This is a genomic window from Thioclava sp. GXIMD4215 (genome assembly GCF_045291555.1).
GTDB classification, from domain to species: domain Bacteria; phylum Pseudomonadota; class Alphaproteobacteria; order Rhodobacterales; family Rhodobacteraceae; genus Thioclava; species Thioclava litoralis.
Genome location: NZ_CP149515.1, coordinates 1,850,389 through 1,876,353, shown reverse-complemented (window position 1 = coordinate 1,876,353; position 25,965 = coordinate 1,850,389). Strand labels below are relative to the sequence as shown.

The 25,965-nt window shown below is 58.7% G+C and carries 25 protein-coding genes; 17 read left to right on the top strand and 8 right to left on the bottom strand.

What is annotated here, in order from left to right; genetic code table 11:
* The first annotated feature begins 205 nt into the window (after window positions 1-205).
* Window positions 206-1,237: a LacI family DNA-binding transcriptional regulator gene (locus WDB86_RS09260; protein ID WP_339108738.1), complete on the top strand. Its 1,032-nt coding sequence runs from the start codon at window positions 206-208 to the stop codon at window positions 1,235-1,237.
* Here WDB86_RS09260 and WDB86_RS09255 read toward each other — a convergent pair whose 3' ends face one another.
* Both WDB86_RS09255 and WDB86_RS09250 read right to left on the bottom strand, forming a co-directional pair.
* The gene (locus WDB86_RS09255) at window positions 1,238-1,822 is read right to left on the bottom strand and encodes a hypothetical protein (protein ID WP_339108739.1); all 585 of its coding nucleotides are present in this window, start codon (window positions 1,820-1,822) and stop codon (window positions 1,238-1,240) included.
* Complete coding sequence (locus tag WDB86_RS09250) at window positions 1,819-2,784, bottom strand: glycosyltransferase family 8 protein (RefSeq protein WP_406735748.1); 966 nt, start codon at window positions 2,782-2,784, stop codon at window positions 1,819-1,821. Before WDB86_RS09250 ends, WDB86_RS09255 begins: the two co-directional genes overlap by 4 nt.
* Window positions 2,785-3,069: 285 nt before the next feature.
* On the opposite strand from WDB86_RS09250, the gene WDB86_RS09245 reads away from it, so the two are divergent.
* The 11 genes from WDB86_RS09245 to WDB86_RS09195 all read left to right on the top strand — a co-directional run bounded on the left by WDB86_RS09245 (window position 3,070) and on the right by WDB86_RS09195 (window position 14,691).
* Window positions 3,070-3,621 (top strand): hypothetical protein, encoded by a 552-nt coding sequence (locus WDB86_RS09245; protein WP_339108741.1) that lies wholly within the window; start codon window positions 3,070-3,072, stop codon window positions 3,619-3,621.
* 87 nt (window positions 3,622-3,708) lie between these two features.
* Window positions 3,709-5,094 (top strand): adenosylhomocysteinase, encoded by a 1,386-nt coding sequence (gene ahcY / locus WDB86_RS09240; protein ID WP_406735747.1) that lies wholly within the window; start codon window positions 3,709-3,711, stop codon window positions 5,092-5,094.
* Window positions 5,095-5,264: 170 nt separating this feature from the next.
* Window positions 5,265-6,764 (top strand): DUF2125 domain-containing protein, encoded by a 1,500-nt coding sequence (locus WDB86_RS09235; protein ID WP_406735746.1) that lies wholly within the window; start codon window positions 5,265-5,267, stop codon window positions 6,762-6,764.
* 70 nt (window positions 6,765-6,834) lie between these two features.
* Complete coding sequence (locus WDB86_RS09230) at window positions 6,835-8,178, top strand: TldD/PmbA family protein (RefSeq protein ID WP_339108744.1); 1,344 nt, start codon at window positions 6,835-6,837, stop codon at window positions 8,176-8,178.
* Window positions 8,171-8,953: a 3'(2'),5'-bisphosphate nucleotidase CysQ gene (locus WDB86_RS09225; protein ID WP_406721627.1), complete on the top strand. Its 783-nt coding sequence runs from the start codon at window positions 8,171-8,173 to the stop codon at window positions 8,951-8,953. Before WDB86_RS09230 ends, WDB86_RS09225 begins: the two co-directional genes overlap by 8 nt.
* A 99-nt stretch (window positions 8,954-9,052) precedes the next feature.
* The gene (locus tag WDB86_RS09220) at window positions 9,053-9,445 is read left to right on the top strand and encodes a hypothetical protein (protein ID WP_406735745.1); all 393 of its coding nucleotides are present in this window, start codon (window positions 9,053-9,055) and stop codon (window positions 9,443-9,445) included.
* A 53-nt stretch (window positions 9,446-9,498) separates the two neighbouring features.
* Complete coding sequence (flhA, locus tag WDB86_RS09215; protein WP_406721628.1) at window positions 9,499-11,523, top strand: flagellar biosynthesis protein FlhA; 2,025 nt, start codon at window positions 9,499-9,501, stop codon at window positions 11,521-11,523.
* The gene (locus tag WDB86_RS09210) at window positions 11,520-12,290 is read left to right on the top strand and encodes a flagellar biosynthetic protein FliR (RefSeq protein WP_406735744.1); all 771 of its coding nucleotides are present in this window, start codon (window positions 11,520-11,522) and stop codon (window positions 12,288-12,290) included. Before flhA ends, WDB86_RS09210 begins: the two co-directional genes overlap by 4 nt.
* Window positions 12,287-13,375: a flagellar type III secretion system protein FlhB gene (gene flhB / locus WDB86_RS09205; protein WP_406735743.1), complete on the top strand. Its 1,089-nt coding sequence runs from the start codon at window positions 12,287-12,289 to the stop codon at window positions 13,373-13,375. Before WDB86_RS09210 ends, flhB begins: the two co-directional genes overlap by 4 nt.
* Complete coding sequence (locus tag WDB86_RS09200) at window positions 13,372-13,749, top strand: hypothetical protein (protein ID WP_406720142.1); 378 nt, start codon at window positions 13,372-13,374, stop codon at window positions 13,747-13,749. Before flhB ends, WDB86_RS09200 begins: the two co-directional genes overlap by 4 nt.
* Window positions 13,750-14,139: 390 nt before the next feature.
* Window positions 14,140-14,691 (top strand): flavin reductase family protein, encoded by a 552-nt coding sequence (locus WDB86_RS09195; protein ID WP_406735742.1) that lies wholly within the window; start codon window positions 14,140-14,142, stop codon window positions 14,689-14,691.
* A gap of 59 nt (window positions 14,692-14,750) precedes the next feature.
* Here WDB86_RS09195 and WDB86_RS09190 read toward each other — a convergent pair whose 3' ends face one another.
* Genes WDB86_RS09190 through WDB86_RS09175 form a run of 4 tightly spaced genes read right to left on the bottom strand, consistent with a single transcriptional unit; the run spans window position 14,751 to window position 18,605 of the window.
* Entirely contained in the window at window positions 14,751-15,344 is a 594-nt protein-coding gene (locus WDB86_RS09190; protein WP_339108751.1) for a PqiC family protein, read from the bottom strand.
* Window positions 15,345-15,352: 8 nt separating this feature from the next.
* Window positions 15,353-17,374 (bottom strand): MlaD family protein, encoded by a 2,022-nt coding sequence (locus tag WDB86_RS09185; RefSeq protein WP_339108752.1) that lies wholly within the window; start codon window positions 17,372-17,374, stop codon window positions 15,353-15,355.
* Window positions 17,371-17,988 (bottom strand): paraquat-inducible protein A, encoded by a 618-nt coding sequence (locus WDB86_RS09180; RefSeq protein WP_339108753.1) that lies wholly within the window; start codon window positions 17,986-17,988, stop codon window positions 17,371-17,373. The genes WDB86_RS09185 and WDB86_RS09180 overlap by 4 nt, the downstream gene beginning before the upstream one ends.
* The gene (locus WDB86_RS09175) at window positions 17,985-18,605 is read right to left on the bottom strand and encodes a paraquat-inducible protein A (protein ID WP_406735741.1); all 621 of its coding nucleotides are present in this window, start codon (window positions 18,603-18,605) and stop codon (window positions 17,985-17,987) included. The genes WDB86_RS09180 and WDB86_RS09175 overlap by 4 nt, the downstream gene beginning before the upstream one ends.
* 138 nt (window positions 18,606-18,743) lie before the next feature.
* On the opposite strand from WDB86_RS09175, the gene WDB86_RS09170 reads away from it, so the two are divergent.
* The 5 genes from WDB86_RS09170 to WDB86_RS09150 all read left to right on the top strand — a co-directional run bounded on the left by WDB86_RS09170 (window position 18,744) and on the right by WDB86_RS09150 (window position 24,633).
* On the top strand, window positions 18,744-19,586 hold the full coding sequence (locus WDB86_RS09170) for a flagellar motor protein MotB (RefSeq protein WP_339108756.1): 843 nt from the start codon (window positions 18,744-18,746) through the stop codon (window positions 19,584-19,586).
* A gap of 115 nt (window positions 19,587-19,701) precedes the next feature.
* Window positions 19,702-21,033 (top strand): flagellar hook protein FlgE, encoded by a 1,332-nt coding sequence (locus tag WDB86_RS09165; RefSeq protein WP_406720145.1) that lies wholly within the window; start codon window positions 19,702-19,704, stop codon window positions 21,031-21,033.
* Between the two features lie 33 nt (window positions 21,034-21,066).
* Window positions 21,067-22,521 (top strand): flagellar hook-associated protein FlgK, encoded by a 1,455-nt coding sequence (flgK, locus tag WDB86_RS09160; protein WP_406735740.1) that lies wholly within the window; start codon window positions 21,067-21,069, stop codon window positions 22,519-22,521.
* Window position 22,522: 1 nt separating this feature from the next.
* Complete coding sequence (locus WDB86_RS09155; protein ID WP_339108759.1) at window positions 22,523-23,536, top strand: flagellin; 1,014 nt, start codon at window positions 22,523-22,525, stop codon at window positions 23,534-23,536.
* Window positions 23,536-24,633 carry a flagellar basal body P-ring protein FlgI gene (locus WDB86_RS09150; protein WP_339108760.1) on the top strand — a complete coding sequence of 366 codons (1,098 nt, stop codon included), beginning with the start codon at window positions 23,536-23,538 and terminating at the stop codon, window positions 24,631-24,633. Before WDB86_RS09155 ends, WDB86_RS09150 begins: the two co-directional genes overlap by 1 nt.
* A gap of 520 nt (window positions 24,634-25,153) precedes the next feature.
* On the opposite strand, the gene WDB86_RS09145 is transcribed toward WDB86_RS09150, so the two are convergent.
* Together WDB86_RS09145 and WDB86_RS09140 are read right to left on the bottom strand one after the other, a co-directional pair.
* The gene (locus WDB86_RS09145; protein WP_406735739.1) at window positions 25,154-25,294 is read right to left on the bottom strand and encodes a hypothetical protein; all 141 of its coding nucleotides are present in this window, start codon (window positions 25,292-25,294) and stop codon (window positions 25,154-25,156) included.
* Between the two features lie 313 nt (window positions 25,295-25,607).
* Complete coding sequence (locus WDB86_RS09140) at window positions 25,608-25,805, bottom strand: helix-turn-helix domain-containing protein (RefSeq protein WP_406735738.1); 198 nt, start codon at window positions 25,803-25,805, stop codon at window positions 25,608-25,610.
* Window positions 25,806-25,965: the final 160 nt, after the last annotated feature.

The window sequence follows — 25,965 nt, the reverse complement described above, 5'->3', positions numbered from 1 at the left end:
ATGAAAAGGGGAAGCGAATTGGCCCACCGCTTCCCCTTTGCCTTAGCGATCCCGCGATCGGAGTCTACACGCGGTCTTGCCTATGTCAGTCGGGGTTTTTCGGATTCTCGCCCCTTCTGTTATCGCTAACATAGCGCAGCGGTTGCACTTGCGCAAGACAAATAATTGACGCTAACAAGAATAAACAGCAGTCGAGGACATCATCGTGACCAAACCGCCCAATGATACACGCCGCCCGTTGACCCTGCGTGATGTGTCCGAGGCCTCCGGTGTCTCCGAGATGACGGTGAGCCGTGTGTTGCGCAACCGTGGAGATGTGTCGGCCACCACGCGCAGCAGGGTTCTGGAAGCCGCAAAGCAGCTTGGTTATGTGCCCAACAAGATTGCGGGGGCTCTGGCCTCGCAGCGCGTCAATCTGGTGGGGGTGATTATCCCGTCGCTTGGCAACCTCGTTTTTCCGGAGGTGCTGGCCGGAATTTCCGACGGGCTGGAGGGCAGTGGCTTGCAGCCCGTGGTCGGTGTGACCGATTATTCGCCTGAAAAGGAGGAGAGCGTTCTGTACGAGATGCTGTCCTGGCGTCCCTCGGGGGTGATCATCGCGGGGCTTGAACATAGCGAGGCCGCCCGTGCCATGCTGATCAATGCGGGTATTCCTGTGGTCGAGATCATGGATGCCGATGGCGAGGGCGTGGATTCGGTCGTGGGGATCTCGCATCGTCGTGCGGGCTTGCAGATGGCCGAAGCCATCGTGACGGCGGGATATAAGCGGATCGGCTTCTTGGGGTCCAAAATGCCGGAAGACCATCGCGCACGGAAGCGTTTCGAAGGGTTCAAGGAAGGGCTTGCCGCAGCGGGATTGTCGATTGCCGATGAGGAATTCTATGGCGGTGGATCGGCGCTGGCGAAGGGACGCGAGATGACCCAGACGATCCTGACCCGTTCTCCCGATCTCGATTTTCTCTATTACTCGAACGATATGATCGGGGCAGGGGGGATGCTGTGGTGTCTGGATAATGGCTATGATGTGCCCAACCAGATCGGGATGGCGGGGTTTAACGGATTGCGGTTGCTGGACGGATTCTCGCGGCGCTTGGCCACGATGGATTCCTGCCGCCGCGAGATCGGGCTCAAGGCGGCAGAGATTATCGCCGGTGTGCCGCATAGCGGGATGATCGGGGGCGAGAAGCTGGTGTTGGAGCCGGTGCTGCAGATGGGCGACACCATTCGTAAGGTCTGATCAGAGCGCCTCCAGCAATCTGGCGTGGCGCGCGACAAAGGCTGTGCGTGTCTCGCGCGGGGGGCGTAGCTGGATTTCCAGCCGCGCCGCGAGATCGGCATCGACCCTGCCGAAGATCTTGTCGGCCTCTGTGGCGGAGAAACCTGCGATCCGTTCGGCCTCAAGGCGCGCCGAGACGATATCGGCGCGCTTGATCTGGCGTTTGAGCTGTTGGCTGATCTGTGCCGGTAATCCGAAGCGTAGATGGATCGCGGCCGTCAGGCGCGCATCCAGAACGCCATAATCCTGCCCGATGGCCGCCTTGACGGGGGAAATCATGTCGCCCAGCACATATTCGGGGGCATCATGCAGCAGCGCTGCCAGGCGCGATCTGGCTGTCGCTTTGGGATAGAGAAGGCCGAAGATTTCCTCGACCAGAATGGAATGCTCGGCGACGGAATAGGCCCAGTCGCCGATGGTCTGCCCGTTCCAGCGCGCCACGAAAGATAGCCCGTGGGCGATATCCTCGATTTCGATATCCATAGGCGTCGGGTCCAGCAGATCCAGCCTGCGGCCAGACAGCATGCGTTGCCATGCGCGTTTCATTTGATCACCGTCAGATCGGTCGGGAAGCGGCCCAGATAGCGCCCGATGGCCTTTGACGAGAGGAGGTGCTTGATCAGCATCTTCCGCATCCTGATACCATCGGGGGGCAGTTGGGAGTGCGGGATATGGCAGTCCGGATGGTCGGGGAAATGCGCGCGGATGAAACGGCTGTAATGCAGACGGAAGCGGGGAGGGAATTGTCCGTCCGTGTCTTTCCAAGGTTTCGAATTGCCGATGAAATGGATCACATGCGGGCCCTGTACGTCGCAAAAGAACCGCGCGGCCCAGCTATATTGCCAATTCCAGAACGGGCTTAGCTCGGCCCAGTTTCCTTGCAGCACCGAATTATACAGATTCTGGTCATGGCGGATCATGCGCGACGCTTCTTTGCGCCCGAGGTCCACGCATTTTTCCAGCAGGTTGCTGGCCATATAGTTATGGACATCCATCAGCAGAATGCCTGCATTGAAATAGGGGGCACTTGGCAGCCCGAGCCGTTTGAACTGCATCGCCCGCCGCGTGGGGGTGCGCCACTGGATGTTGTCCCGCACGGCGGCGAGCGGGCGGGGGCCCAGATCGCAGTCCATCAGGGCCGAGAAATCCCCGCTTTGCACGTAGATATCGGCATCCATGTAGAGAATGCGGTCGTACTCTTCGCGGAGTGCTTGCGGCAGGGCGAGCCGGAGATACACGTCATGGCTTTTGCCTGCATCCAGTCGCAGCCCTTCGAACATCGTGCCTATATCCACCTTCAGAAGGCGGATGTTCAGATGTGACAGGCTTTCGGGAAGGCGCACAGGGCGTTCGTTGAAGGCGATGCAGATGTCGAAATCATGGCGCGGTGTCGATTGCAGGATCTGCTCTGCGGCGAGGCTTGCATAGGGAAGGTAGCCCGTGTCGCAGCAGAAAATAATCGCCTTTCGATGGGCAGCGGGGCGGCTGGCATTTACCTTGATGGTCATAATTTCTCCCGCATGAAAGGTGACGCAAGCGTCTCTTAACCGATTCGAAATCTGTCAGGCGCAATTCTGGGGCGAGTGCTACGACCCGGCTTTGCACCACAAGATCGACGCGGATTTATCAGATTTAGGCGGCCTATGAAAAGGCTTGATCCAATACCGTTTACGGTCCTTGGCAGGGCGCTGTTATACCTGCAGCCCCGTCAGATAAGCGCGAAATCGGTGAAACGGGAACAAAGGGCGGTCGGGGCGCGTTGAGGGATCGAACAGGACATAAGGAGGAACATCATGCGCCTCGGCCCAAAGAAAGTTGCGACGATCACTGCTGTTACGGCCCTTGCGGTTGCGCTGCCGGTTACAGTTGCCATGTCAAAGGTGGATAACTTTGACGGGTTCGAGATGGATGTTCCTGAAATCGGCCTTGCGGCGGCGCAGGCGGACCCTGTCGCCGCTCCGCAAACGGTTTCTTATGACGGAGATATGGGGCGCCCGATGGACGAGCCGATGGGGCCGATCTATGGCAACGGCGATCTGTCGATGTTTGATGAAATCCAGCAGATCGGCGATGATCAGGCCACCAATGTCCCTTATTGTGACAAACCGGCGGCCCTGACCCGGACGCTTGACCATGATTTCGCCGAGAAGAAACGGATGCAGCGCGAGATCGGGGACCACCGTTCGATCGAGTTCTGGGCCTCGGATATCATGGGCACGTGGACGGCGGTCTATAACCGTGCGGATGGCGTTGCCTGTGTTCTGTCCTCCGGTATGGGCTGGGAGCGTGGTGATAGCCCTGTCGCTATGCTGGAAAACGCAGAAATCCTTCCCGTTAAGGGATAAGACACTACGTTAAATGGCTCGTCAGAATTGCCCAGAACGCAGGGGGATGCTAGGTAATCCCCCAGCAAGGGTAACTGGGAGCCGAGCATGGCTGATTACGTAATCAAAGACATCGCGCTTGCGGCTTACGGTCGCAAGGAACTGGACATCGCCGAAACCGAGATGCCGGGGCTGATGGCCTGCCGCACCGAGTTCGGCGCATCCAAGCCTCTGGCCGGTGCGCGCATCGTTGGTTCGCTGCATATGACGATCCAGACCGCTATTCTCATCGAGACGCTGGTGGCGCTTGGGGCGGATGTGCGTTGGGCGTCGTGCAACATTTTCTCGACCCAAGATCACGCTGCCGCGGCGATTGCCGAAGCAGGTGTTCCGGTCTTTGCCGTGAAGGGCCAGTCGCTGGAAGAGCATTGGGATTATCTCGACCGTTCGTTCCAGTTCCCCGAGGGCGCGAATATGATCCTCGACGATGGCGGCGATGCCACCCTTTACGTTCTGCTGGGCGCACGTGCCGAAGCGGGCGAGGATATCATCCCCGTGCCGCAATCCGAAGAAGAGGCCGTGATCAAAGCGCAGATCAAGAAGCGCATGGAGCAAAGCCCCGGTTGGTTCACCAAGACCCGCGACGCGATCAAGGGCGTTTCGGAAGAGACCACCACCGGCGTGCACCGCCTCTATGATCTGCATAAGAAGGGCCAGCTGCCGTTCCCCGCGATCAACGTCAACGACTCCGTCACCAAGTCGAAATTCGACAACAAATACGGCTGTAAGGAATCGCTGGTCGACGGTATCCGCCGCGCGACCGACGTGATGATGGCCGGTAAGGTTGCGGTTGTCTGCGGTTATGGCGATGTGGGTAAAGGCTCGGCGGCCTCGCTTCGCGGCGCAGGTGCCCGTGTGAAGGTCACCGAAGTCGACCCGATCTGCGCGCTTCAGGCGGCCATGGATGGCTTTGAAGTCGTGCGTCTGGAAGATGTCATCTCGGATGTGGATATCGTCATCACCACCACCGGCAATAAGGACATCGTCCGTATCGAGCATATGCGCGAGATGAAGGATATGGCGATTCTTGGCAATATCGGTCACTTCGATAATGAGATTCAGGTCGCGGCGCTGAAGAACCACAAGTGGACCAACATCAAGGATCAGGTGGATATGATCGAGATGCCCTCGGGCGCGCGCATCATTCTGCTATCCGAAGGTCGTCTGCTGAACCTCGGCAATGCCACCGGTCACCCGTCCTTCGTGATGTCGGCCTCCTTCACCAATCAGGTGCTGGCGCAGATCGAACTCTGGACCAAGGGCGAAGATTACCAGCCGGGCGTCTACATCCTGCCCAAGGCACTGGACGAGAAAGTGGCCCGCCTGCATCTGGACCGTATCGGTGTGAAACTGACCGAACTGCGCCCCGATCAGGCCGAATATATCGGCGTCACGGTCGAAGGCCCCTATAAGCCGGAACATTACCGCTACTGATTTGACGGTCATCCGTTCTGATAAAGCCCCGGCCCGCGCCGGGGCTTTGTTTTTTGCACAGGGTTTTCGTCAAAAGCATGGAAAGATGATCTTCGGGGGCGCGGCGCGGGGTTGACGCGGCGGGCGGCAAAAAGGATTGTGTGCCAAATTTCGTTAAAGGGGGCTTTTGTATGGCTCGTATTACTGGGGTGGCCGTCACGGCGACCTGTCTGGCAATGATCGGGACGGCAGGGTTTGCAGATGTCACGGCGCAGGATGTCTGGACCAATGTGCAGGATCTGTATCGCGGGATGGGGTTCGAGGTTTCGGCTCAATCCGTCACGCCGAATGGCAAGGGCCTGACCGTTCAGGGCGTGACGCTGACGCGCGAGGCACCGGGCAGCGACAAGGTGACATCCGCCAACAGTTTCACGGTCTCAAAGCTCGACTTTATCGAGATGGGCGACGGGCGTGTGCGTGTGGATATCGGCAAGGATATCAAGGGCGATAGCAAGACGGTGCTCGAGGGGAAGCCGGTTGTGACGGCGGCCTCCGATTTCCGCGTGAAGGGGGCCGATGTGGTGGCCTCGGGCGTGCCGCAGAATGTGCATTACGATCTGCGGATTGATGATCTGCAGATGGATCTCAAGCAGACCGTGCATCAGGACGAGGCCGATTTCCCGACCGTTGTGACCCTTGGCCTGACCGGTATGAAGGGCGATTTCAATAACGACCTGCGCGCGGGCACCAAGCAAAGCGGCACCTATCACATCGATCAGGGCACTCTGAACGGGAAGGGCAGCGATCCGGCTGGCGGCAGCTTTGTCGTGGCTGGGGCGCTCAGCGATATTTCTACCGACATGTCCACGACCCTGCCGGAGGGCGTCACGCTTGACGGCAAGATGGCCGCCTATAGCACCCCGGGCGTGGAAAGCCGCCTGTTCAGCAAGGTCGGCCCGATGTCGCTGAATTTCGACGCGCAATCGGAAGATGGCGACGCCAGCATCCAGTTCAAGGCGGAGCATGGCGATCAGAAAATCGACATGAAAGACGGCATGGTTTTCTACCATGCCAACGGCAATGCCATCAAAATGAACGTCAAGGCACCGAATATGCCGATCGAGGCTTCTTTCGCGCTTGATCATGCGCAAAGCGGTGCGGATTTCCCGATCGCGGCGGGCAAGGATCCCAAACCCTTCGGGCTGGATCTGGGCCTTTCCGGTCTGACGCTGAGCGATCAGGTCTGGGCCATGCTCGACCCGCAAGGCAAGCTGCCGCACGATCCCGCCCATCTCGACCTCAAGCTGTCGGGCCATGCCCTGGTCAATCAGGACATCTTCTCGGAAGATTTCGCAACGCTTCCCGGCGCGCCGGGCGAGTTGCGGGATATGAACCTCGATACCCTGCATCTGAATGCGGTCGGGGTGGATCTGCAAGGGAAAGGCGCGGTAACGTTTGACAGTGCGGCGGGGATTCCGTGGCCGGTGGGCAAAGTGCATCTGGCGCTGAGCGGGGCCAAGGGGCTGATGTCGAAACTGACCGATATGGGGCTTTTGCCGCAGGATCAGGCGATGTTTGCCCAGATGATCCTCGGGCTATATGCAAAACCAACCGGTGACGATGCGATGGAAACCGATCTGGAATTTACCGAAGACGGGCAAATTCTGGCAAATGGCCAGCGTATCCAGTAAGAGCATGAGAAATCGTGTGAGTCGCCCGGTCCGTGCCGGGCGTCTTGCCATCTAGACCAAGGAGACCCCCATGTCTGATCTCAGTGATCTGACCGCCCGACTGCTGGACGCTGCCAAGAAGGCAGGGGCGCAGAGCGCGGATGCGATGGCCGTCGATGGTACGGCGGTGTCGATTGACGTGCGGCAGGGGGCTCTGGAACAGGCCGAACGCGCCGAAGGGGTCGAGATCGGTTTGCGGGTGCTGATTGGCGGGCGTCAGGCCTGCGTGTCGGCATCGGATATTTCCGACCGCACGATCAGTGACATGGCCGAGCGTGCGGTGACGATGGCGCGGATTGCGCCTGAAGACCCCTATGCGGGCCTTGCCGATCCGTCGCAGCTTGCCCGTGATTGGGATATTGCGGCGCTCGAGCTGGAGGACCCCTCGGAGGATCCCACCGCGCAGGCTCTGGAAGAGGACGCCCTGCGTCTTGAGGCCGCGGCTCTGGCGGTGGAGGGGATCACCCAAGTGTCGGCCGCGTCTGCGTCCTTCACGCGCCAACGTGTTGAAATGGCCGCCAGCAACGGATTTAGCGGCGGGTATGCGCGTTCATCGCGGGGGCTGTCCGGTGTTGCGATCTCGGGCGAGGGCCTGACGATGGAACGCGATTATGCCGGAGAAAGCCGTATCTTTCAGGCCGATCTGCCCAGCCCCGAAGAGGTGGGGCGTCTGGCGGCAGAGCGGACCGTTGCACGGCAGAACCCGCGCCGCCCGAAAACCGGTGCCTATCCGGTTCTGATCGACGAGCGCGTGTCCTCGAGCCTGATCTCGCATCTGTTGTCGGCGGTGAATGGCAGCTCGATCTCGCGCGGGTCCTCGTGGCTGCGCGATGCAATGGGCGAGCAGGTTCTGCCGGAGACGATGTCGATCATCGAAGACCCGCATCGCGTGCGGATTTCGCGCTCCCGCCCGTTCGATGCCGAGGGTCTGCCGACCCGTCGGAGGGTGATCGTGGAAAACGGGGTTCTGAAAAGCTGGACGCTGGATCTGGCAACCGCGCGCAAGCTCGGGCTTGAAAGTACCGGCAATGCCTCGCGCGGTCTGTCTTCCGCGCCGGCCCCTGCGGCGGGGAATATCGCCTTGACCCAAGGGGATCTCAGCCGCGAGGCGCTGATGGCGCAGATGGGCACAGGCCTTCTGGTGACCTCGTTCATCGGTGCCACGATCAACCCTAACACCGGCGATTATTCGCGTGGGGTCAACGGGTTCTGGATCGAGAACGGGCAGATTGCCTATGCTGTTAATGAGTGCACGATTGCGGGCAACCTGCGTGATATGCTGCGCAGCATGATCGCGGCCAATGATGCGCGTGCGCATCTCAGCCATGTTGTTCCGTCGCTTCTGGTTGAGGGGTTAACACTTGCCGGTGAATGATTACATCGACGATCTGCAGCTTCTTGAGAAGGTCGCGCGCGAGGCGGGCGAGCTGTCACTGCAATATTGGAAACAATCCCCCGAGGCGTGGAACAAGCCCGCCGATCAGGGCCCCGTCTCCGAGGCCGATCTGGCGGTGAACGACTTTCTGGAAAGCCATCTGCGCGGGGCGCGCCCTGCCTATGGCTGGCTTTCGGAAGAAAGTGTGGATGGGGCTGAACGCCTTGAAAACGAACGTGTCTTCATCATCGACCCGATTGATGGAACCCGCGCGTTTCTGGGCGAGGATCCGGGGTTCGGGCAGTCTGTCGCGGTGGCCGAAAACGGGCGCGTGATTGCCGGTGTCGTGCACATGCCCGCGCTGGACCTGACCTATACCGCCACGCTGGACGGGCCTGCGCTGCTGAATGGCGCACCGATCCAGCCCAGCAAGACCACGCAGATACGCGGCGCTACGGTGCTGACCTCGAAGCTGAGCGATGATCCGGGGATCTGGCTGAACGGCTTTCCGGGCTACGAGCGCGCCTTCCGTCCCTCTATGGCGTGGCGGCTATGTCTGGTGGCCGAGGGGCGTTTTGACGCAACGATCTCCATGCGCAAGTCCTGGGAATGGGATGTGGCGGCCGCCAGTCTGATCGCGGAGCGCGCGGGGGTGCGGGTGACCAACCGCCTTGGCGAACCTTTCGGCTTTAACCGTCCGGAATGTCAGGAAGACGGGCTGGTTGTGGCGCCGCCGGAATTGCATGCGGATTTCATGGCACAGCTTCGGAACTAGGGCTCGATAAAACTTTAATCAAAGTCGCTAGTTACGAATTGCTAACGATTTCGCCCTAGCGTCCCACAAAGCAAGAATTGCGTTTGCGGGGCGAATCCCATGATCAATTACCGGCGGCTACTGGCTGTCTTTTTAATCGGTGTCCTCGGGCTTGCGTCCGTGGTGTTGGCGGATGAGGCGCCGCTTTCTGCCTTGCGTGCGGATGTGATGGCGGTCTGGAACGATCCTGCCCCTTCGGACGGCCTGCCGGAGATCCCCGAGCTGCCGGAGCTTGCCCAGCTTCCTGATGGGCGCGTGCTGCGTGCCGATGCGCTTGTGGCCGAGACCCCGCCCGAGCCGCGGGTCAATACCTACCCGTTCTTCCAGAAGGGCACCGCAACGTCGTCGACCGGTGCGGGCAGCCTGTTTGCCGTTGCCCCGCCGACACTGGTCCCCATGACGGATGTCGCTGCCGAAAATGACGCGGCCTTCGCGCAGGAGGACGCACAGTGAAAATCACCATTGCCCAAATCTTCCAGCCGACGATCCTGTTGGCACTGGCCCTGATGGCGGTCATCGTGATGATGATTCTGCCGGTTCCGTCATGGGTGCTGGATCTGGGGCTGGCGGTGTCTTTTGCCATCGCGATCCTGATCTTCACCATCACGCTTTTCATCGAACGACCGCTGGATTTCTCGTCTTTCCCGACGGTTCTGCTAACCTCGATGATGCTGCGGCTTTCGCTCAATGTTTCCTCGACCAAGCTGATCATCGGGCAGGGCCATACCGGCACCGGTGCGGCGGGGGGCGTGATCGAGGGCTTCGCGAATTTCATCATGAGCGGCTCTGTCCTGATCGGTCTGGTGGTGTTCTGTGTGATCCTGATCGTGAACTTCATCGTGATCACCAAGGGCGCAGGCCGGATGGCCGAAGTGGGGGCGCGCTTTGCTCTGGACGCAATGCCGGGCAAGCAGCTCGCTATTGATGCCGATATGAGCGCGGGGGCCATCGACCATGCCGAAGCGCGTACCCGCCGCGAGCGTGAACAGAAGGAGACCACCTTCTTCGGCTCGCTCGACGGGGCGTCGAAATTTGTGAAGGGGGATGCGGTTGCGGGCCTGATGATCACGATGCTCAACATGATTGTGGGGCTGTCGATCGGCATGGCGGTGCATGGTATGGCGCTCTCGGATGCGCTCAAGACCTATGCGATCCTGACGGTTGGCGATGGTCTGGTCAGCCAGATCCCCGCCGTGATCATCTCGATAGCGACCGCGATCCTGCTGTCGCGCGGTGGAGCCAATGGCTCGGCCGATAGCGACCTTTTCGGACAGCTTTCGAAATATCCGCCGGCGCTGATTACCGTGGGCGTGCTGATGGCGCTTTTCGCATTGGTGCCGGGCCTGCCTTTCGTGCCCTTCATGCTGGGGGCTGCGGCTTTGGGCGGTGCTGCCTATCATCTGCACAAGAAGACCAAGAAAGAAGAGGCCAAGGCGGCCATGCGCATGCCGCCCCCCGAACCCAAGAAGAAGAAATCTATGGGGGATGTGCTGGATGTCGATGATATCCATGTGGAATTTTCCGCCGATCTGGTAGCAATGGCGCTGGACCCCGCGACGGGACTGGATGTGCGGATCAACAATATGCGCAATCATGTGGCGGCAAGCTTCGGTCTGATCCTGCCCGAGATCCGTCTGACCGACGATTCCACGCTGGCCCCGGGGGAATACCGCATCCGCATTCAGGGGGTCGAACAGGCGCGCGACAGGCTATACCCCGAAAAGGTGCTGGCCCTGCTGGCGGATAATGCCGAATTGCTTCCCAAAGGAGAAAATGTCCGCGAGCCGGTCTATGGCGCGCCCGCCCGCTGGGTGCCGCTGGATGCGCAGGAAGAGGCGGCGCTGACGGGGTCGACCGTGGTGACACCGACCGAGGTTCTGGCGACCCATCTTCTGGAAGTCATCAAGAACAATTTCGGGCGCCTGATGACGCTGAAGACATTGCGCCGCCTGCTGGAGGAAACCGGCAACCTCTCCGATCCGGCCCGTGGCGAGGCCAACCGCCGTATCCTCGACGAGCTGGTGCCGGATAAAGTGTCGATCGATATGCTGCTGGCGGTGCTGCGTCTGCTGCTGGAAGAGCGTGTTTCCATCCGTAATCTGCTGCTGATCGTCGAGGCGATCTCCGAGGCGCGCGGGATGAGTTCGCCCGAATTGATCACCGAGCATGTCCGCCAGCGTCTGGGCTTCCAGCTTGTCGCGGAATACCGCCGCGAGGATGGCACCTTGCCCCTGCTGCAACTGGCACCAGAATGGGAAGAGACCTTTACGGCCTATCAACTGCCCGGTGATAACGGGAATGGGGATATTGCGCTTCCGCCCGAGAAATTCTCGCGTCTGGTCAATAACATCGCGGAACGTATCGCTCGGGTGGGGGAGCAGGGCGTGTTTCCGGCCATCGTGACCTCGGCGCGTCGGCGGCGGTTCATCAAGACCGTTCTGGGGGCCAAGGGGATTTCGGCACCGGTGCTGTCTTTCGAAGAGATCGGGCTGGATGCGAAACCTGCGATGCTGGGGGTTGTGCCCGCATGATCGATCTGGCGGCGCAAGTGCTCAATCTTACCCATCAGGGGTTCATGATCGTTTTCGCGGTATTCTTGCGGGTCGGGGCGATGGTATCGGTCATGCCCGGCTTCGGCGAACAGAACCTGTCGAGCCGCGTCAAGCTGGGTGCGGCTTTGGCCTTCACGGCAGTGGTGGCCCCCGCGGTCAGCCCGCAGCTTGCGCACTTGCCCCATGATGTCAGCCTTGGCCTGATCCTACCCGAAACCGCGATCGGCCTTTCGATCGGTGTGATCATGCGGATGTTCATCTACGGGCTGCAAATGGCGGGGATGATCATCGCGCAGGCGACCTCTTTGGCCCAGATTTTCGGGGCGGGCGGGGAATCCCAGCCTGCCGTCGGCTTCATGCTGACCACGGCGGGTCTGGCGCTGGCCTTTGCGATGGGGCTGCATGTGCAGGCGGCCGAACTGATGATCGGCTCTTATAAAGCCTTCCCCTTTGGACAGTTTCCCGCCCCCGACCTGATCCGTGAATGGGGGGTGGCCGGTGTCGCGAAATCGTTCCGGCTGGGCTTTTCCATCGCGGCCCCGTTTGTCATTCTCGGGCTGGTCTATAACGCTGCGCTGGGGGTGATCAACCGCGCGATGCCGCAGCTTATGGTGGCCATGATCGGCGCACCGGCCATCACTCTGGCAGGGATCGTGCTGATGGCAATCGCTTTGCCCACAGGGCTTATTGTCTGGCGCGAGGCCTTCGGGAGCTTCCTCTTCAACCCGTTTTCGGTGATGCGATGAGTGGCGATACCGATGAAAGCGAAAAGGAATACGAGGCCACACAGCAGAAGCTGGATCGGGCGCGGGAAAAGGGTGATCTTGTCAAATCCGCCGAGATTACGGTGGCCGCCTCTTATGCCGGTGTGCTGATCGCATCCTATGCCTTCGGAGGCGAGACGCTGCTGAAGCTGGGGTCACGGCTGATGGAGTTTCTCGGCCATGTCGATATGCTGCAAGAGCAGATGGAGTCCGGTGGCTCCACCATTGCGGGCGGAATCATCGGCGAAGTCGTCGCACCGCTTGTCTTGTGGTTTATCGTGCCGATGGTGCTGGTTCTGGCGGCGCTTCTGGCGCAGAAGGCGATCGTTTTCGCGCCTGAAAAGCTGATGCCCAAAGGCAGCCGCATCAATCCGCTTTCGAATGCCAAGCAGAAATACGGTCCGAACGGTCTGTTCGAGTTTCTCAAGAGCTTCGTGAAGCTGTTGATTGTGGCGATTTTGCTGGGATGGTTCATTCAGCGCCATCTGGACCGTATCCTGATCTCGCAGCGGGTGGGGGTGGATCTGGCCACTGCGGATCTGATGCATATCATCCTGGAATTTCTGTTTCTTATCACCATGCTGGCCGTGATTGTCGGGGCGGTGGATTATATCTGGCAACGCTACGAATTTCTGAAGCGGCAGAAAATGACGCGCAAGGAGCTGATGGATGAAATGAAGTCGGCCGAGGGCGATCCCCATATGAAACAGCAGCGTCGCCAGCGCGGGATCGAGATCGCGATGAACCAGATGATGGCCGAGGTGCCCAAGGCCGATGTCGTGATGGTCAACCCGACCCATTATGCTGTGGCGCTCAAATGGGACCGTGCCTCGCGTCGGGCACCGATCTGTGTGGCCAAAGGGGTGGATGATGTTGCTCTGAAGATCCGCGAGATCGCGGCAGAGCACAACATTCCGATCCATCGCGACCCGCCCAGCACGCGCGCGCTTTATGCCACGCTGGATATCGGCGACGAGATCAAGAGCGAGCATTACAAGTCTGTCGCGGCCGCAATCCGTTTTGCCGATAAGATGCGTCAGCGCGCACGTCAAAGGAGGGGCGCATGAGTCAGCAGGGATATGGCCGCATGATTGCGATTGCGGCGATGATGAAAGATGTCGAGCTGTCCAAACTTGCACGGTTGAAGCAGACGCAGGCGCTGTTGGCCATGAAACAGGGCGAGATCACCCAGTCGGCCAGCACGGCCCTGCGCCAGCCGGTGCAGGATATGACCGATCTGAAGATGATCGAATCCTATCGCGCATGGGCGGGGCGCAAGGTCGAGGCGCTCGAGCAGGAAAAGCGTGCCATGGATGCGCAGGTCGAACAGGCACGGCAGCGTTCGGCACGGCGTTTCGGGCAGCATATGGCGCTGACGAGGATCGACGAACAGATCCGCGATCAGGACAAGATCGAGAAGCTGCGCAAGCAGGAGTTCTAGGCAGGAATTCTGGGCAGGAGTTTTGTGCGGGAGGGGAGGCGAGCTGCCTGATCCGTTTTCGGGGGAGGAGGACCGTCGCCGGTCAGGCAGCTCTTTGTGGCGCCCTTTGCAGGGGCCTTGAAGGAAGGAAACGTGTATTCCGTATAACCATCCTCCCGAAAACCGCCCCCCAGATCAAAGCAAAGTCGCGAACCAAGGGGATGGCTGGCGTGAAATTAGTCACATGCCTAAAAAATATTCCACATACGCGCTGGGGTGGTAAAAAACAGGCTGAATGAGGGTGGTTTGCCGCGGCGAAGGCCGGATCGAAGGGGCCCGCGCCTGATTCAAAGGGTTGCGTCAAGCAGCGGACGGGTTATCTGTTCAGGAAAGCAAGCGAACAGGGGCGAGATGCAGGAAAGCGATAAAATTGATGCGGCCATAGGGGCGGCGCAGAACAAAGCCGCGCTCCAGTCGCCCGATCCGGCGGATATGCGGGCATTCCGCGCGGCCTTGGGGCGTTTTGCGACGGGGGTCACGGTCGTGACGGCGCGCCGTGACGAGCCTGAAGCCGGTCCGCTGGGGATTGTGGCCAACAGCTTTGCCTCGGTCTCGCTCGACCCGCCGCTGGTTTTGTGGTCTCCGGCGCGGGCTTCGGTGCGGCATGCCCATTTCACGGCTGCCAAGGCCTTTTCGATCCACGTCCTGCATGATGCGCAAGCGGATCTGATTCTACGTTTCGGGCGGAACGGAGCAGGGTTCGACGGGCTGAGCTATGACCTGAATGCGGAAGATGTGCCCGTGCTGCCCGATTTCCATGCGCGTTTCGATTGCGTGACAGAGGCCATGCATGAAGGCGGTGATCATACGATCATCATCGGGCGCGTAATGCGTTTTGCCACGGGCAGCGGGACGCCCATGCTTTTTGCACATGGGGCTTTCGGCACCTTCCAGAAGGTCTGAACAGCGGCGGGTTTCGCGCGCTTGTTGATGGAAGAAGGCCCCGCAATCGGGGCCTTTGTTTATTTCATCTGGGCAATCTGCGCGGCAAGCTGGCCGAGCGCTGCGCTTTGGGTGCGGGCGATCAGACCCGGATCTGCGGCTTTGCCCGCGACCCCTCCCATCGGCACCGTGATATCAAAGCGGCGCACCGTATCGCCGCCGGAAGCCGCATAGCTTGCGGGCGAGACATAGTAGACCCCGTCCAGATGTACGGCCCCGTCGGCGGCGGCAAGGAAACGATCCACCCGAACCTCGATCTTGCGTTGCGGGTCCGAGGCAAGCGGCCAGGGTTCGGCAATAACGGTCGCGCCCGACATCTCGGAAATCTGCCGTGCCAGCGCCAGCGTCATCGCGCGTTTGGGGTCATCGGCCCAGATATTGTCGGGACTGGAGCGCAGTGCCCCATCCGGCGTCTGGAACGCGATTTCCTGTCCCGATGCATAATCGGGCAGCGAGATCTCACGCAGTTCGGCGCGGCCAAGACGGTTGGGCAGCGTGTCTTTGGCCGGAGCCGGATCAATGGCATATTGTGCCGTGTCCAGCGGATCCGAGCAGGCGGCCAGTGTTACCAGCGCGGCACCAATCAGGGAGAAGGTCGTAAAACGTATCATCATGTCCATCCTCAGCGCCCGGTAATGAAGGCTTGCGGGTTACGTTCGATCATGCGTGCGAGCGAGCCGACCGCATCAATCGTGCGGCGCAGATCACGCATCGTGTCCATGACTTGCGAATTGAAGTTAGAGCGGTCGCCATAAGCACCGACAAGCCCCTGTGCCTGCGTTGTCAGGTCTTGCAACTGCTTGGTCAGTGCGGGCAGACGGTCGCTGGCCGACTGGATCGACCCCGCCGCATCCTGCGCGGCGGTGAGGGTGCCGTTCAGCTTCTCGGCCACACCGCCTTCTCGCAGCTCGCGCAGAAGGCCCGCAAGCTGTTGCAGCGTATCCGACAGGTTCTGCGGCAGGGCTTCGGCATCATCGGTGTTCAGCATCTTGCGCAGGTCACCCAGGATCCCGTCAACCTTATCCCCGATATCGCCCAGCGGCATATCCGCGATCCGCTGTGCCGCTTTGTCGGCCGAGGCCAGCGTGTCGTTCAGGCCCTCGATCTCGGTCATCACGCTATCTGCGGCCTGCGAGACATTATCAATGGCATCGCTGGCTTTCTTGCCCGCATCATTCTTGTTCAGCTCGTTGACCAGACTGCGGATCTCGCCCAGCGTTCCTGCCAGCTCGTCGGGAATCTGCTTGGTGCGATCCTGCCCCGCGATTGCGGTGATCGACTGGAACATCTGCGTGGCCGATGTCATCAGCTCTTCGATGGGCAGGCTCTCGACGCGCTTGAACACGCCCTCGGCCGAGGTTGCCAGTGAATTGGCTGTCTGCGGCGCGGTCGGGATGGTCGGATAGGGCGCGGCCTTGGTGTCCATCTCGGCCTTCGGTCTGTCGGGCACATCGGTCAGTTCGATCACCAGCGTTTGGCCCAGAAGGCCGGTGCCGGTGATGCGGGCGCGCAGACCGTTTGCCACCTCGTTCTCCAAGAATTGGGTCACGATGTCATTGTCGGTATTGCGCTCCAGCCCCAGACGTTCGGGCGACAGCGAGATAACCACCTGCTGGCGCGCGAATTTCGTGCCGAGGCTGTCTTCGGAAACCTTGATCGACAGGTCGGTGACCTCGCCGGCCTCGACGCCACGGAACTCGACCTTGGTGCCGATCTCGATGCCCTGCACCGGCTCGTCGAACAGCAGGGTATAGCGTGCCGGCTCGAAGAACTCGCCGCCGAAAATGGAGTTGCGGGCCTCGTTCTCGTCTTTGAAGAGGCGGTAGGGGAAGCCGTTCTGGATGAAGCTGCCGCCCGTGGCCAGAGTGTCGAACTCGACCCCGCCCTGCACGATGGAGGCCAGAGAACGCATATTGACCGAAACCCCGTTGGCCCCGAGATTGACCGAAATCCCCGAGGCATCCCAGAAGCGGGTCGTGGTGGTCAGGCGGGCGTTATAGGGCTTGTTGATGAACGCATCGATCAACACGCCGCTGCCCCCCTCGTCCAGACGCAGGTTCTGGATCTTGCCAACAGTGAGGCCGCGATAGATCACCGGCGCGCCTTCGGCCAGTCCACCTGCGTCACGGGCGCGCAGGATAATCTGCGTGCCGGAATTCGGATCTTCGGTGACCGGCTGTTTGTCGAGCCCTTCGAACTCGGTCTGCGGATCGCTGATCTTGTTGTCCCACCAGCCCTGAATGAAGCCGCCCGACAGGACGGTATCCAGCCGCGAGATCCCCTGTGCCGACAGCTCGGGTTTCACGATCCAGAAACGGGCATCCTTGTCGATATATTTCGCCACGTCATTATGAACCCTGATGCCGACGCGCACCCCGCCAAGATCTTTGGTGAAGCCCACTGTCTCGACCGTGCCGACAGAGACTTCGCGATATTTCAGCACGGTCTCGCCTGCGGTGATACCGGTGGCATCCTTGAAATCAACATAGATCAGGGTGCCGCGGTCGGAATAGGTGTGCCAAGCGACATAGAGCGTGATCAGAAGCGCGAAAAGCGGCACAAACCAGATTAGCGACAGTCGTGCCCAAATGGGTTTCTTGGCCTGTGTCTTTTGCAGGTCGGCGGGTTTGGGATCTTCGGTCATTCGGAGGCAGGTCTTTCTACGCTACGCCAGATCAGGCGTGGATCGAAACTTTGGGCCGAGAGCATGGTGAGTGCTACGGAGAGGGCAAAGGCCGCCGCCGCCGGACCCGGATGGATCGAGGCGACAAAGCCAAGTTGGACAAGAGCGGAAAGAATAGCGACCACGAAAACGTCGATCATCGACCAGCGACCGATAAATTCGACGATCTCGTAGATCATAAGACGTTTGTGCCCGCCGTCTTTCTTGCCCGATCTTACGGTGAAGGCCAGATAGGCGACAGCGAAGAATTTCGCGATGGGGATGCAGACCGACGCCAGAAAGACGATGGCGGCAATTCCGTAATTGTGGTGGCCCATCAGGGTGATGACCCCGCCGATAATGGTCGAGGGGCTATCGGTGGCCAGAAATTTTGTATGCATGATCGGGTAGAGATTGGCCGGGATATAGGCAATCAGACCGGCCCACCAGAAGGCCCAGACCCGTTCAAGCGATGCCTCGTTGACAGGCTTCAGCTTTGCCCCGCAGCGCCCGCAGCGCTGTTGATCCTTCGGCCAGACGCGCCCGCATTGCTGACATCCGATCAGCCCTGCATCGGTGGCGGAGAGATATCTCATTTCTTCCCGATGGCGTCCCATATTACCCATTTGCTCATGAAACTGTTTTTCAGCGCCATTACGATAATCAGGGCGCAGAAGGCCCAGAAGGCTGGTCCGAAGGAGATCGTGGCAAGGCCGCCGATTTTCACCAGGGCGACGGCGGTCCCGATAATGAAGATCTCGGCCATCGACCAGGGCTGCAACCGTTCGGCCAGCCGGAACACGCCGCGTGCTTTGGGCCAGGGCTTCTTGTCGAAGCTGAGTGGCAGAAGGACATAGATCAGCGCGCCGAAGCGGAAAACCGGAACCCCGATGATCAGCGCGACGGTGGCCACCGAAAGCAGGGCCAGCCAGCCGCCCGAGAAGGCGGAGGCCGCCCCGAGGACCGAGCTTTCATGGGTGAGCCCGCGGGCCGAAATCTGCAGGAAGGGGAAGCAGAACGCCGCAATCATCAGGATCATTGCCGTAAAGGACAAGGCCACGACATGCAGGAAGGACCGATTGCGCGGAGCAATCAGCAAGGTGCCGCAGCAGGCACAGGTCGCGCGTTCGTCCTCGCCGATCTGCGAGAGATGGTGCAGCGTATCACAATGGGGACAAGCAATAAGCTTGCTGTGATCTTCTGTCATATTCATGTCGGCTAATTTAGCTTGCTGCGGTGGGCATACAAGCGCAGTGCACGTGATCGCGGCGTAAATGTCACGCATTTTAAGTGTTAAACAGTGTTTAAGATCACTTTGCTACAACCGGCTTGGGTGAAAAGAGGTGGTGGCATGAGCTCTGGTGATAATCAGGCCCCTATTATTATCAAACGCAAGAAGGTGTCCGGTGGGGACGGGCACCACGGCGGTGCATGGAAGGTGGCCTATGCCGACTTCGTGACCGCTATGATGGCGTTTTTCCTTCTGATGTGGCTGTTGAACGCGACGACCGAGAAGCAGCGCAAAGGCATCGCGGATTATTTCAATCCCACGATTGCGGTGAACCGGATCTCGGGTGGCGGCGATGGCTCTTTCGGGGGGGATTCCATCTTTTCCGAAGAGACGATCGCGCAGATGGGCACCGGTGCGTCGATGAATATGCCAACCGAGGCGCGGCAGGCGCGCGGCCAAAGTGGTGTGGAAGCCAAGGACGAGAGCGAGGCGGCCGAATTCGACCAGGTGGCGGCGAAAATAGAAGAGGCGCTGATGGGGATCGGCGGCGAATCCATGGTGACCGACAAGATGTCGCGCCATATCGTGACCAAGGTGACGGATGAGGGGCTGATCGTGGAGTTTTTCGATCTGGCCGACGAGCCGCTTTTTGCGCCCGATACCAGTACGCCGGAACCGATTCTCGAAGAGTTGGTGGCGATGGTCACACGGGTGTTCGATCTGGTGCCCAATGAGGTGGCGATTAACGGTTTCACCCGTGCCTATCCTGAAATGCTGCGCCAGAATCCCGTTTGGGATCTGTCGACAGAGCGAGTGCAGCAGGTCCGGATGCTGATGCAGGGCGACGGGTTCGACAAGCGGCGAATCCAGCGTGTGACAGGGTTTGCAGATCGCAAGCCTGCCAGTGAAATTCCGATGTCTATCCGCAATAACCGGCTGGAAATCGTCCTTTTACGAAAGTGATCAGGCTGTCCCGCATACAATTTCTGTGAGAATTTTATTCGTTAGGGTGATCTTAAGAGGGCTAGGGCAAATCTGCGGGAGATCGAACGACACGTAGCAGCAGAAAGGCGCATAAATGTCGATTTCCTCCTCGCTTAACGCAGGCGTTGCCGGCCTGGCGGCGAACTCTACGAAGTTGTCCACCATTTCGGACAACATCGCGAATTCCGGAACCTATGGCTATAAACGTGCTGAAACAGAATTTTCCAGCATGGTGCTGTCGCAGACTGCGAACTCCTATTCCGCAGGGGGGGTCCGTGCGAGCACGTCCCGTATCGTGGACGAGCAGGGCGCATTGGTATCGACCTCGAATGCGCTTGATCTGGCGGTATCGGGGCGCGGTTTCCTGCCGGTGATCTCGGAGGTGGCTCTTGAGAACGCGCAAAGCAACCAGACGCTCCAACTGACCACGACCGGTGCATTCCGGACCGATGAGGATGGTGTTCTGAAAACCAATACCGGCCTTGTCTTGCTGGGCTGGCCGGCAAATGCCGACGGGACCATTCCGACCTATGCGCGCGATTCGGTCTCGGGGTTGCAGCCCGTGGTGATCAACGCGAACCAGACGGCGGGTGACCCCACCACGAAGGTCAATCTGGGTGTCAACCTTCCGGCTGTTGATGTGGACGACACGACGTCGCTGCCGCTATCCGTTGAATATTACGGCAACCTCGGGACATCGGAATCGCTCAATGTGACTTTCACGCCGGCGCTGGATACCAGTGGCAATGTGATCGAGAATACATGGACGATGGAGCTGCGCGATTCGGCCACGGAAGATGACGCTGCGACGACGGCTGACGAAAATCTGCTGGCATCCTACACCTTGGTCTTCGATAACACGACGACCAATGGCGGTACGCTGAAGTCGGTGACCCCGATCGGCACCTCGCCGGCCTATGATTCGACCAATGGCACGGTCACGTTGTCTGCCGCGGAAGGGCTGCAGACCATTGATCTTACCATCGGCAAAATTGGCGATACCAATGGTCTGACCCAGCTTTCGGACAGCTTCTCGCCCACCAATGTGACGCGGGACGGCTCTCCTGTCGGAAGCCTGACTACTGTCGAGGTCGATGAGAATGGCTATGTGAACGCGACCTACGATACGGGCTTTACGCGGACGATCTACCAAATTCCGCTTGTTGACGTGCCTAACGCCAATGGCCTGACTGCCAACGATAACCAGACTTTCGAGATTAGTGGTGAATCCGGCAGCTTCTTCTTGTGGGATGCCGGTGATGGCCCGACCGGTGCAATCGAAGGGTACGCTCGCGAGGGGTCCTCTGTCGACGTTGCCAAGGAATTGACGGATCTGATCCAGACCCAACGTGCCTATTCATCGAATGCGAAGGTCATCCAGACCGTGGATGAGATGCTGCAAGAAACTACGAACATTAAACGCTGATTTTGAGATGATCGCTCTCTAAGGAGACAGAAGATGTCGCTTTCCGCCGCTTTTACCAATGCGCTTTCGGGGCTGACCGTTTCGAGCAAAATGGCGCAAGTTGTGTCCTCAAACGTCGCGAACGCGATGACAGAGGGGTATGGGCGGCGGACAGTCGAAACATCGGCTGTCTCTGCCGGGGGTGTTGGCTATGGCGTTCGTATTGATGGCGTAACGCGTCAGGTCAATGAGAGCCTTATCCAGGATCGACGTCTTGCCGATGCGGCTGCCGGCGAAGCGGGCGTTGTCGCGGATTTCTATGCCTCGATCGAGGATATGATCGGAGACCCGACCAGTGATAGCTCCCTGTCCGCGAAAATGGCCAATTTCGAATCGGCCTTGGTCGAAGCGGCGAGTTCGCCCGATAGCACCGGACGTCTGACGACAGTGGTGAACACGGCCAAGACGGTTGCGGAACAACTGAATTCGATGTCGGACGATATCAACGATATTCGTCTAGGTGCGGATCAGCAAATCGGTAAGCAGGTCGATCTGTTGAATTCTACCCTATCGCAGGTAGATGACCTGAATGATGCGATCCTTAAGGCATCGACCAATGGCCGCGATGCCGCCGCTTTGATGGACCAGCGTCAGGCACTGATTGATCAGATTTCAGAGATTGTGCCGTTACAGGTTTATCAACGGGATAACGGTCAGGTTGCACTTTATTCGACCAATGGTGCGACCTTGTTGGATGGTAAGGCCTATGAAATCGGCTATTCCACCAGTGGACGCATGGCGCCTAATTTTTCTCTGGAAGGCGGTACGCTTTCTGGGCTGACGATTAATGGCGAGCCGGTCAGCACCACGTCGAATGGGGCTTTGGGAGGCGGCACGCTGTCTGCCTTGTTCGAGGTACGAGATGAACTGGCCCCCGCCGCGCAAGAGCAGATTGATTCTGTGGCGCGCGATCTCATCGAGCGTCTTGGCGCATCTGGTGCTGATACGACGATTACGTCTGGCAGTGCGGGCTTTTTCACGGATGCTGGTTCCGCTTTTGATAGCACAGATGAACTTGGACTGGCTGGACGAATCGAGGTGAATGAACTGATTGACCCGTCTGAGGGCGGGGAGGTTTGGCGCGTTCGCGATGGCCTTTATGCAAGTACTGCAGGCGATGTCGGCAATAGTACTTTGCTGAACGGTATCGCTGACGCTCTGATCGAGAGTCGGTCGGCGTCTTCCTCGGCATTTGGTGGGACAAGCTATTCTGCATCCGGTTTAATGTCAGAATTGCTGTCTAATTACTCGTCTGCCCGCCAAAGCGCCGAGATGACAGAAAGTTACACGACGGCCAAACAGGATGCATTGGTCGAGAAAGAGCTTTCGCTCGGGGTCGATACGGATCAGGAGCTTCAATCTTTGCTTCAAATCGAGCAATCCTACGCTGCTAACGCAAAAGTAATGCAAACGTTGGACACTCTGATGCAGCAGCTTCTGGAGATCTGATATGAGCTACTATTCTGTTGGTGATATGGCGCAGGTCTATTCGCTGCGTAAGCATAATACCGGTCTCAAAAATCTGGTAACGACGCTTAGCCAGGAGGCTACGACCGGCCTGAAATCCGATGTTGGTAAAGCCGTCGGCGGCGATTTTACGCAGCTTTCGGCAATTACGCGTAGCTTGGATAATCTCGAGTCATATTCGCTTGCAACGACCGAGGTCTCGCTGACCGCAGAAATGATGCAAAACGCGCTTGGCACGATCCAAGATTATGCGATTAATTTCGGGCCCGACATGATCTCGATCGGCTCCTCCGGAGACCCGACCTCGCTTGAGACATTGTCTACCAAAGCAAAAACTAGCCTCTCAACGATTGTTTCCGCGTTAAATAGTTCGGTTGCTGGACGCTTTGTCTTTAGTGGTGCCGCAACCAATACACCACCGGTTGTTGATGCTGACGAGATGTATAGCCAGGTTATGACGGCGGTTGGAGGTGACACAACAAGCGCCGGAATTATCGCTGCAGTAGAGGCATTTTTCGATGCGCCGGCAGGTGGGGGCGGCTATCTGGATCAATCCTATCAAGGGTCACGAGATCCACTGGGTGCGGTGAAAGTGTCTGAAAACGAATCGATTCAGCTCGAAGTGACTGCTCAATCATCCGAGATTCGGGAATCCTTGAAGGGCGCCATGCTCGCCCGCATCGCTGCCAATGATGACGGTACGCTGAGTGACGAGACACGTTCGGCGCTGATGGTTGAAGCCGGATCGGTGCTTAGTGCTGCCTCGCTTGAAATGTCGGCGTCTCGCAGCAGCATCGGTGCGGCTGAAGAGCAAATCGAAAGTGCGGCAACCCGAAATGATGCCGAGAGCAGCAGTTTGGAAATTGCAAGGAATAATCTGATTACCGCAGAGCCTTACGAGACGTCGACAGCCTTAATCGCGGCGCAGAACCAACTTGAAACATTGTATGAGATTACTTCGCGTCTTTCTCAGCTGACCTTGGCGGACTATATCTGATGCGTATTTTTCTGTTTCTAATCGTATGCTTGATCCCGTCGTTGTCTTGGGCTTCTCCAATTCGGATTAAGGATTTGGTCGAATTTGACGGTGTCCGTGGCAATGACATCGTTGGTTATGGCTTGGTGGTCGGCCTCAACGGCACTGGCGATGGCTTGCGGAATGCACCTTTTACCGAAGAAATTATGACAAACGTACTTGAGCGCTTGGGCGTTAACGTTACCGGGGAAACATCTCGGCCCAAAAATGTTGCGGCCGTTCTGGTAACTGCTGAATTGCCCCCTTTCGCGCGCGCAGGTAGTTCCATTGATGTTACGGTTTCGGCTATTGGCGATGCAACCAGCCTTCTTGGTGGTACCTTGATTATGACCCCTCTCAAAGCCGCGGATGGCGAAATCTATGCTGTGGCGCAAGGGGAGATCATCGCGGGTGGTGCGACGGCTCAGGGGGATGCGGCTACTGTAACTCAGGGAGTGCCGACATCCGGTTCGATTCCTTCTGGCGCTCATGTCGAGCGTGAAATCGCATTTGAATTTAACAGTCTGGATCGTCTTCGCCTTGCTCTCAGGACGCCTGACTTCACGACTGCGAATAGAATCGAGGCTGTAATCAATACTGAGTTCGGGCGAAATGTCGCCGCAATGCAAGATTCAGGAACTGTTACCCTTAATATTGCGCAAACAGGACAGCGTTCTACGGCGCATGTCATGAGTCGTATCGAGAACTTGGAAGTAGAACCCGAGCAGCGCGCGCGTGTAGTCGTCGATCAGCGTTCTGGTACGATTGTTATGGGAGAAAATGTCCGCATTTCGCGGGTCGCTGTGAGCCAAGGCAATCTGACGTTGCGCGTTCAAGAGGCGCCTGTTGCGGTGCAGCCCAACCCGTTTGCAGAGGGGCAAACGGTTGTTGTCCCACGTACAGAGGCCTCAATTACTGAGGAACCTGGTATTCAAATGGCAGAAGTCCCCAGCGGAAATTCCCTTTCGGAAGTGGTTGCAGGCCTGAACGCTCTGGGAGTTTCTCCGCGTGACATGATTGATATCCTGAAAAGTATCAATGCAGCAGGTGCCTTACACGCAGAATTCGTGGTAAATTGATAGAAATCCCTATTGGGGGTGTCCTAAAGATTGGCGATGAGTTGCCGTATGATTGTTTGATGTGTAGTGGCTGGTTAATCGCGCAGCCCTGTTGCGGTACAGCACAGCATTTTCTGGATGTGCTTAGGGCTTGGTGATTGGAGTAACGCGTGAAAGTTGGTGATGCCCTGAGGGGCGGCATGTGACGGCGGTGTTCAGACGCGTCAATTCTCAGCCGAGAAAGGGATACGCCACATGTCAGAGACTACCATCGCCACGCTGCCCGATCCATCAGGCTTTTCACTGGATCCATTGACGGACCTCTGCCACCGCCACGGCGAAGCATCATTGCAGCCATCAGCGCATCGGTGAAGCATTCGTTCGTCGATCCCGAACGCCCTCGCGCCTTTCTGGAGGGGGTACACAAACTGTGTATCCACGCGTAGTCGTGGGCGCGCGCTGTCATAGCTGTCTTGGGTGCGCTTGATTTGATCTTTTGCCTCTAAAGTCAGGAAAGCATCGCAGACCGCTTTCCGCCAAATCACCAGGCTATCGCCGGAGGCTGTTCGCGGATGTGGTGCACGTCGTCGCGCACCAACATCAGGCAGAGGAAGGCGTATTCCTGCGCACTCTCGAAGTGGACAATGCGCGGGCGCTCGAAGCCGGGCAGCGATGCGACCATCGAGCCACGAAGGCTTCCTTTTGAACGGCGCGCAGGAACTCGGATCGCGTGGCTCGGCTCCGGCCCGCGGTGGAACAAGGTGTTGTACATGATGATTGGAGCGCACCTCACCTGGGCGCCGACCCATGTGGATCGGAGCAGGCGCGGGGCGACATCCCCCTATGTTTGAGATGAGTTTGACTGCTCTGCCGAGAGACGCCTCGGCAGGTTGACTTTTCGTGAGACTCAGGGGATGAATAAAGGGTAGGCTTCAAACGACGCTTATTCAAAAGGCCTTCCTGTTAGCGCAGGAGGGTCTTTTCATTTCCCGATGTCAGGTTTTGTTTACCGCGCTGTCCTCCTCTGCTGCGTAACGGTCGGGGAAGAGCTCGGCCGGGGTCTTCTCGACAGCATCGGCAAGGGCCTTCTCGATTTTCAAAGACCTGCGCAGACCTTGGCTGACCAGCGTAACCGTCGAACGCAGGACCTCCAGCTCGCGGGCGACTGAGGGCGCTCGCCCGCCTAGGTCCATCTATAGTGCCGTAAACACTGGTGACCTTATCAGTCAGGTCATTGCGCCTGAAATCGCTTTTCATAGTTGACACCTCCGTCATCTAAAAATGACGGAACTCGAGAAAAATCTGAGAAAGCAGTCATTGAACCAAGCAAAGGCAACGCCCGCTTTGTCCGCA

What these genes read in the sequence shown, in the direction of transcription:
- WDB86_RS09255 (WP_339108739.1), bottom strand. Translation starts at nt 1,822, where the DNA reads ATGAAACGCGCATGGCAACGCATGCTGTCTGGCCGCAGGCTGGATCTG.
- WDB86_RS09250 (WP_406735748.1), bottom strand. Translation starts at nt 2,784, where the DNA reads ATGACCATCAAGGTAAATGCCAGCCGCCCCGCTGCCCATCGAAAGGCG.
- WDB86_RS09245 (WP_339108741.1), top strand. Translation starts at nt 3,070, where the DNA reads ATGCGCCTCGGCCCAAAGAAAGTTGCGACGATCACTGCTGTTACGGCC.
- ahcY (WP_406735747.1), top strand. Translation starts at nt 3,709, where the DNA reads ATGGCTGATTACGTAATCAAAGACATCGCGCTTGCGGCTTACGGTCGC.
- WDB86_RS09235 (WP_406735746.1), top strand. Translation starts at nt 5,265, where the DNA reads ATGGCTCGTATTACTGGGGTGGCCGTCACGGCGACCTGTCTGGCAATG.
- WDB86_RS09230 (WP_339108744.1), top strand. Translation starts at nt 6,835, where the DNA reads ATGTCTGATCTCAGTGATCTGACCGCCCGACTGCTGGACGCTGCCAAG.
- WDB86_RS09220 (WP_406735745.1), top strand. Translation starts at nt 9,053, where the DNA reads ATGATCAATTACCGGCGGCTACTGGCTGTCTTTTTAATCGGTGTCCTC.
- flhA (WP_406721628.1), top strand. Translation starts at nt 9,499, where the DNA reads ATGGCGGTCATCGTGATGATGATTCTGCCGGTTCCGTCATGGGTGCTG.
- WDB86_RS09210 (WP_406735744.1), top strand. Translation starts at nt 11,520, where the DNA reads ATGATCGATCTGGCGGCGCAAGTGCTCAATCTTACCCATCAGGGGTTC.
- flhB (WP_406735743.1), top strand. Translation starts at nt 12,287, where the DNA reads ATGAGTGGCGATACCGATGAAAGCGAAAAGGAATACGAGGCCACACAG.
- WDB86_RS09200 (WP_406720142.1), top strand. Translation starts at nt 13,372, where the DNA reads ATGAGTCAGCAGGGATATGGCCGCATGATTGCGATTGCGGCGATGATG.
- WDB86_RS09195 (WP_406735742.1), top strand. Translation starts at nt 14,140, where the DNA reads ATGCAGGAAAGCGATAAAATTGATGCGGCCATAGGGGCGGCGCAGAAC.
- WDB86_RS09190 (WP_339108751.1), bottom strand. Translation starts at nt 15,344, where the DNA reads ATGATGATACGTTTTACGACCTTCTCCCTGATTGGTGCCGCGCTGGTA.
- WDB86_RS09185 (WP_339108752.1), bottom strand. Translation starts at nt 17,374, where the DNA reads ATGACCGAAGATCCCAAACCCGCCGACCTGCAAAAGACACAGGCCAAG.
- WDB86_RS09180 (WP_339108753.1), bottom strand. Translation starts at nt 17,988, where the DNA reads ATGAGATATCTCTCCGCCACCGATGCAGGGCTGATCGGATGTCAGCAA.
- WDB86_RS09175 (WP_406735741.1), bottom strand. Translation starts at nt 18,605, where the DNA reads ATGAATATGACAGAAGATCACAGCAAGCTTATTGCTTGTCCCCATTGT.
- WDB86_RS09170 (WP_339108756.1), top strand. Translation starts at nt 18,744, where the DNA reads ATGAGCTCTGGTGATAATCAGGCCCCTATTATTATCAAACGCAAGAAG.
- WDB86_RS09165 (WP_406720145.1), top strand. Translation starts at nt 19,702, where the DNA reads ATGTCGATTTCCTCCTCGCTTAACGCAGGCGTTGCCGGCCTGGCGGCG.
- flgK (WP_406735740.1), top strand. Translation starts at nt 21,067, where the DNA reads ATGTCGCTTTCCGCCGCTTTTACCAATGCGCTTTCGGGGCTGACCGTT.
- WDB86_RS09155 (WP_339108759.1), top strand. Translation starts at nt 22,523, where the DNA reads ATGAGCTACTATTCTGTTGGTGATATGGCGCAGGTCTATTCGCTGCGT.
- WDB86_RS09150 (WP_339108760.1), top strand. Translation starts at nt 23,536, where the DNA reads ATGCGTATTTTTCTGTTTCTAATCGTATGCTTGATCCCGTCGTTGTCT.
- WDB86_RS09145 (WP_406735739.1), bottom strand. Translation starts at nt 25,294, where the DNA reads ATGGTCGCATCGCTGCCCGGCTTCGAGCGCCCGCGCATTGTCCACTTC.
- WDB86_RS09140 (WP_406735738.1), bottom strand. Translation starts at nt 25,805, where the DNA reads ATGGACCTAGGCGGGCGAGCGCCCTCAGTCGCCCGCGAGCTGGAGGTC.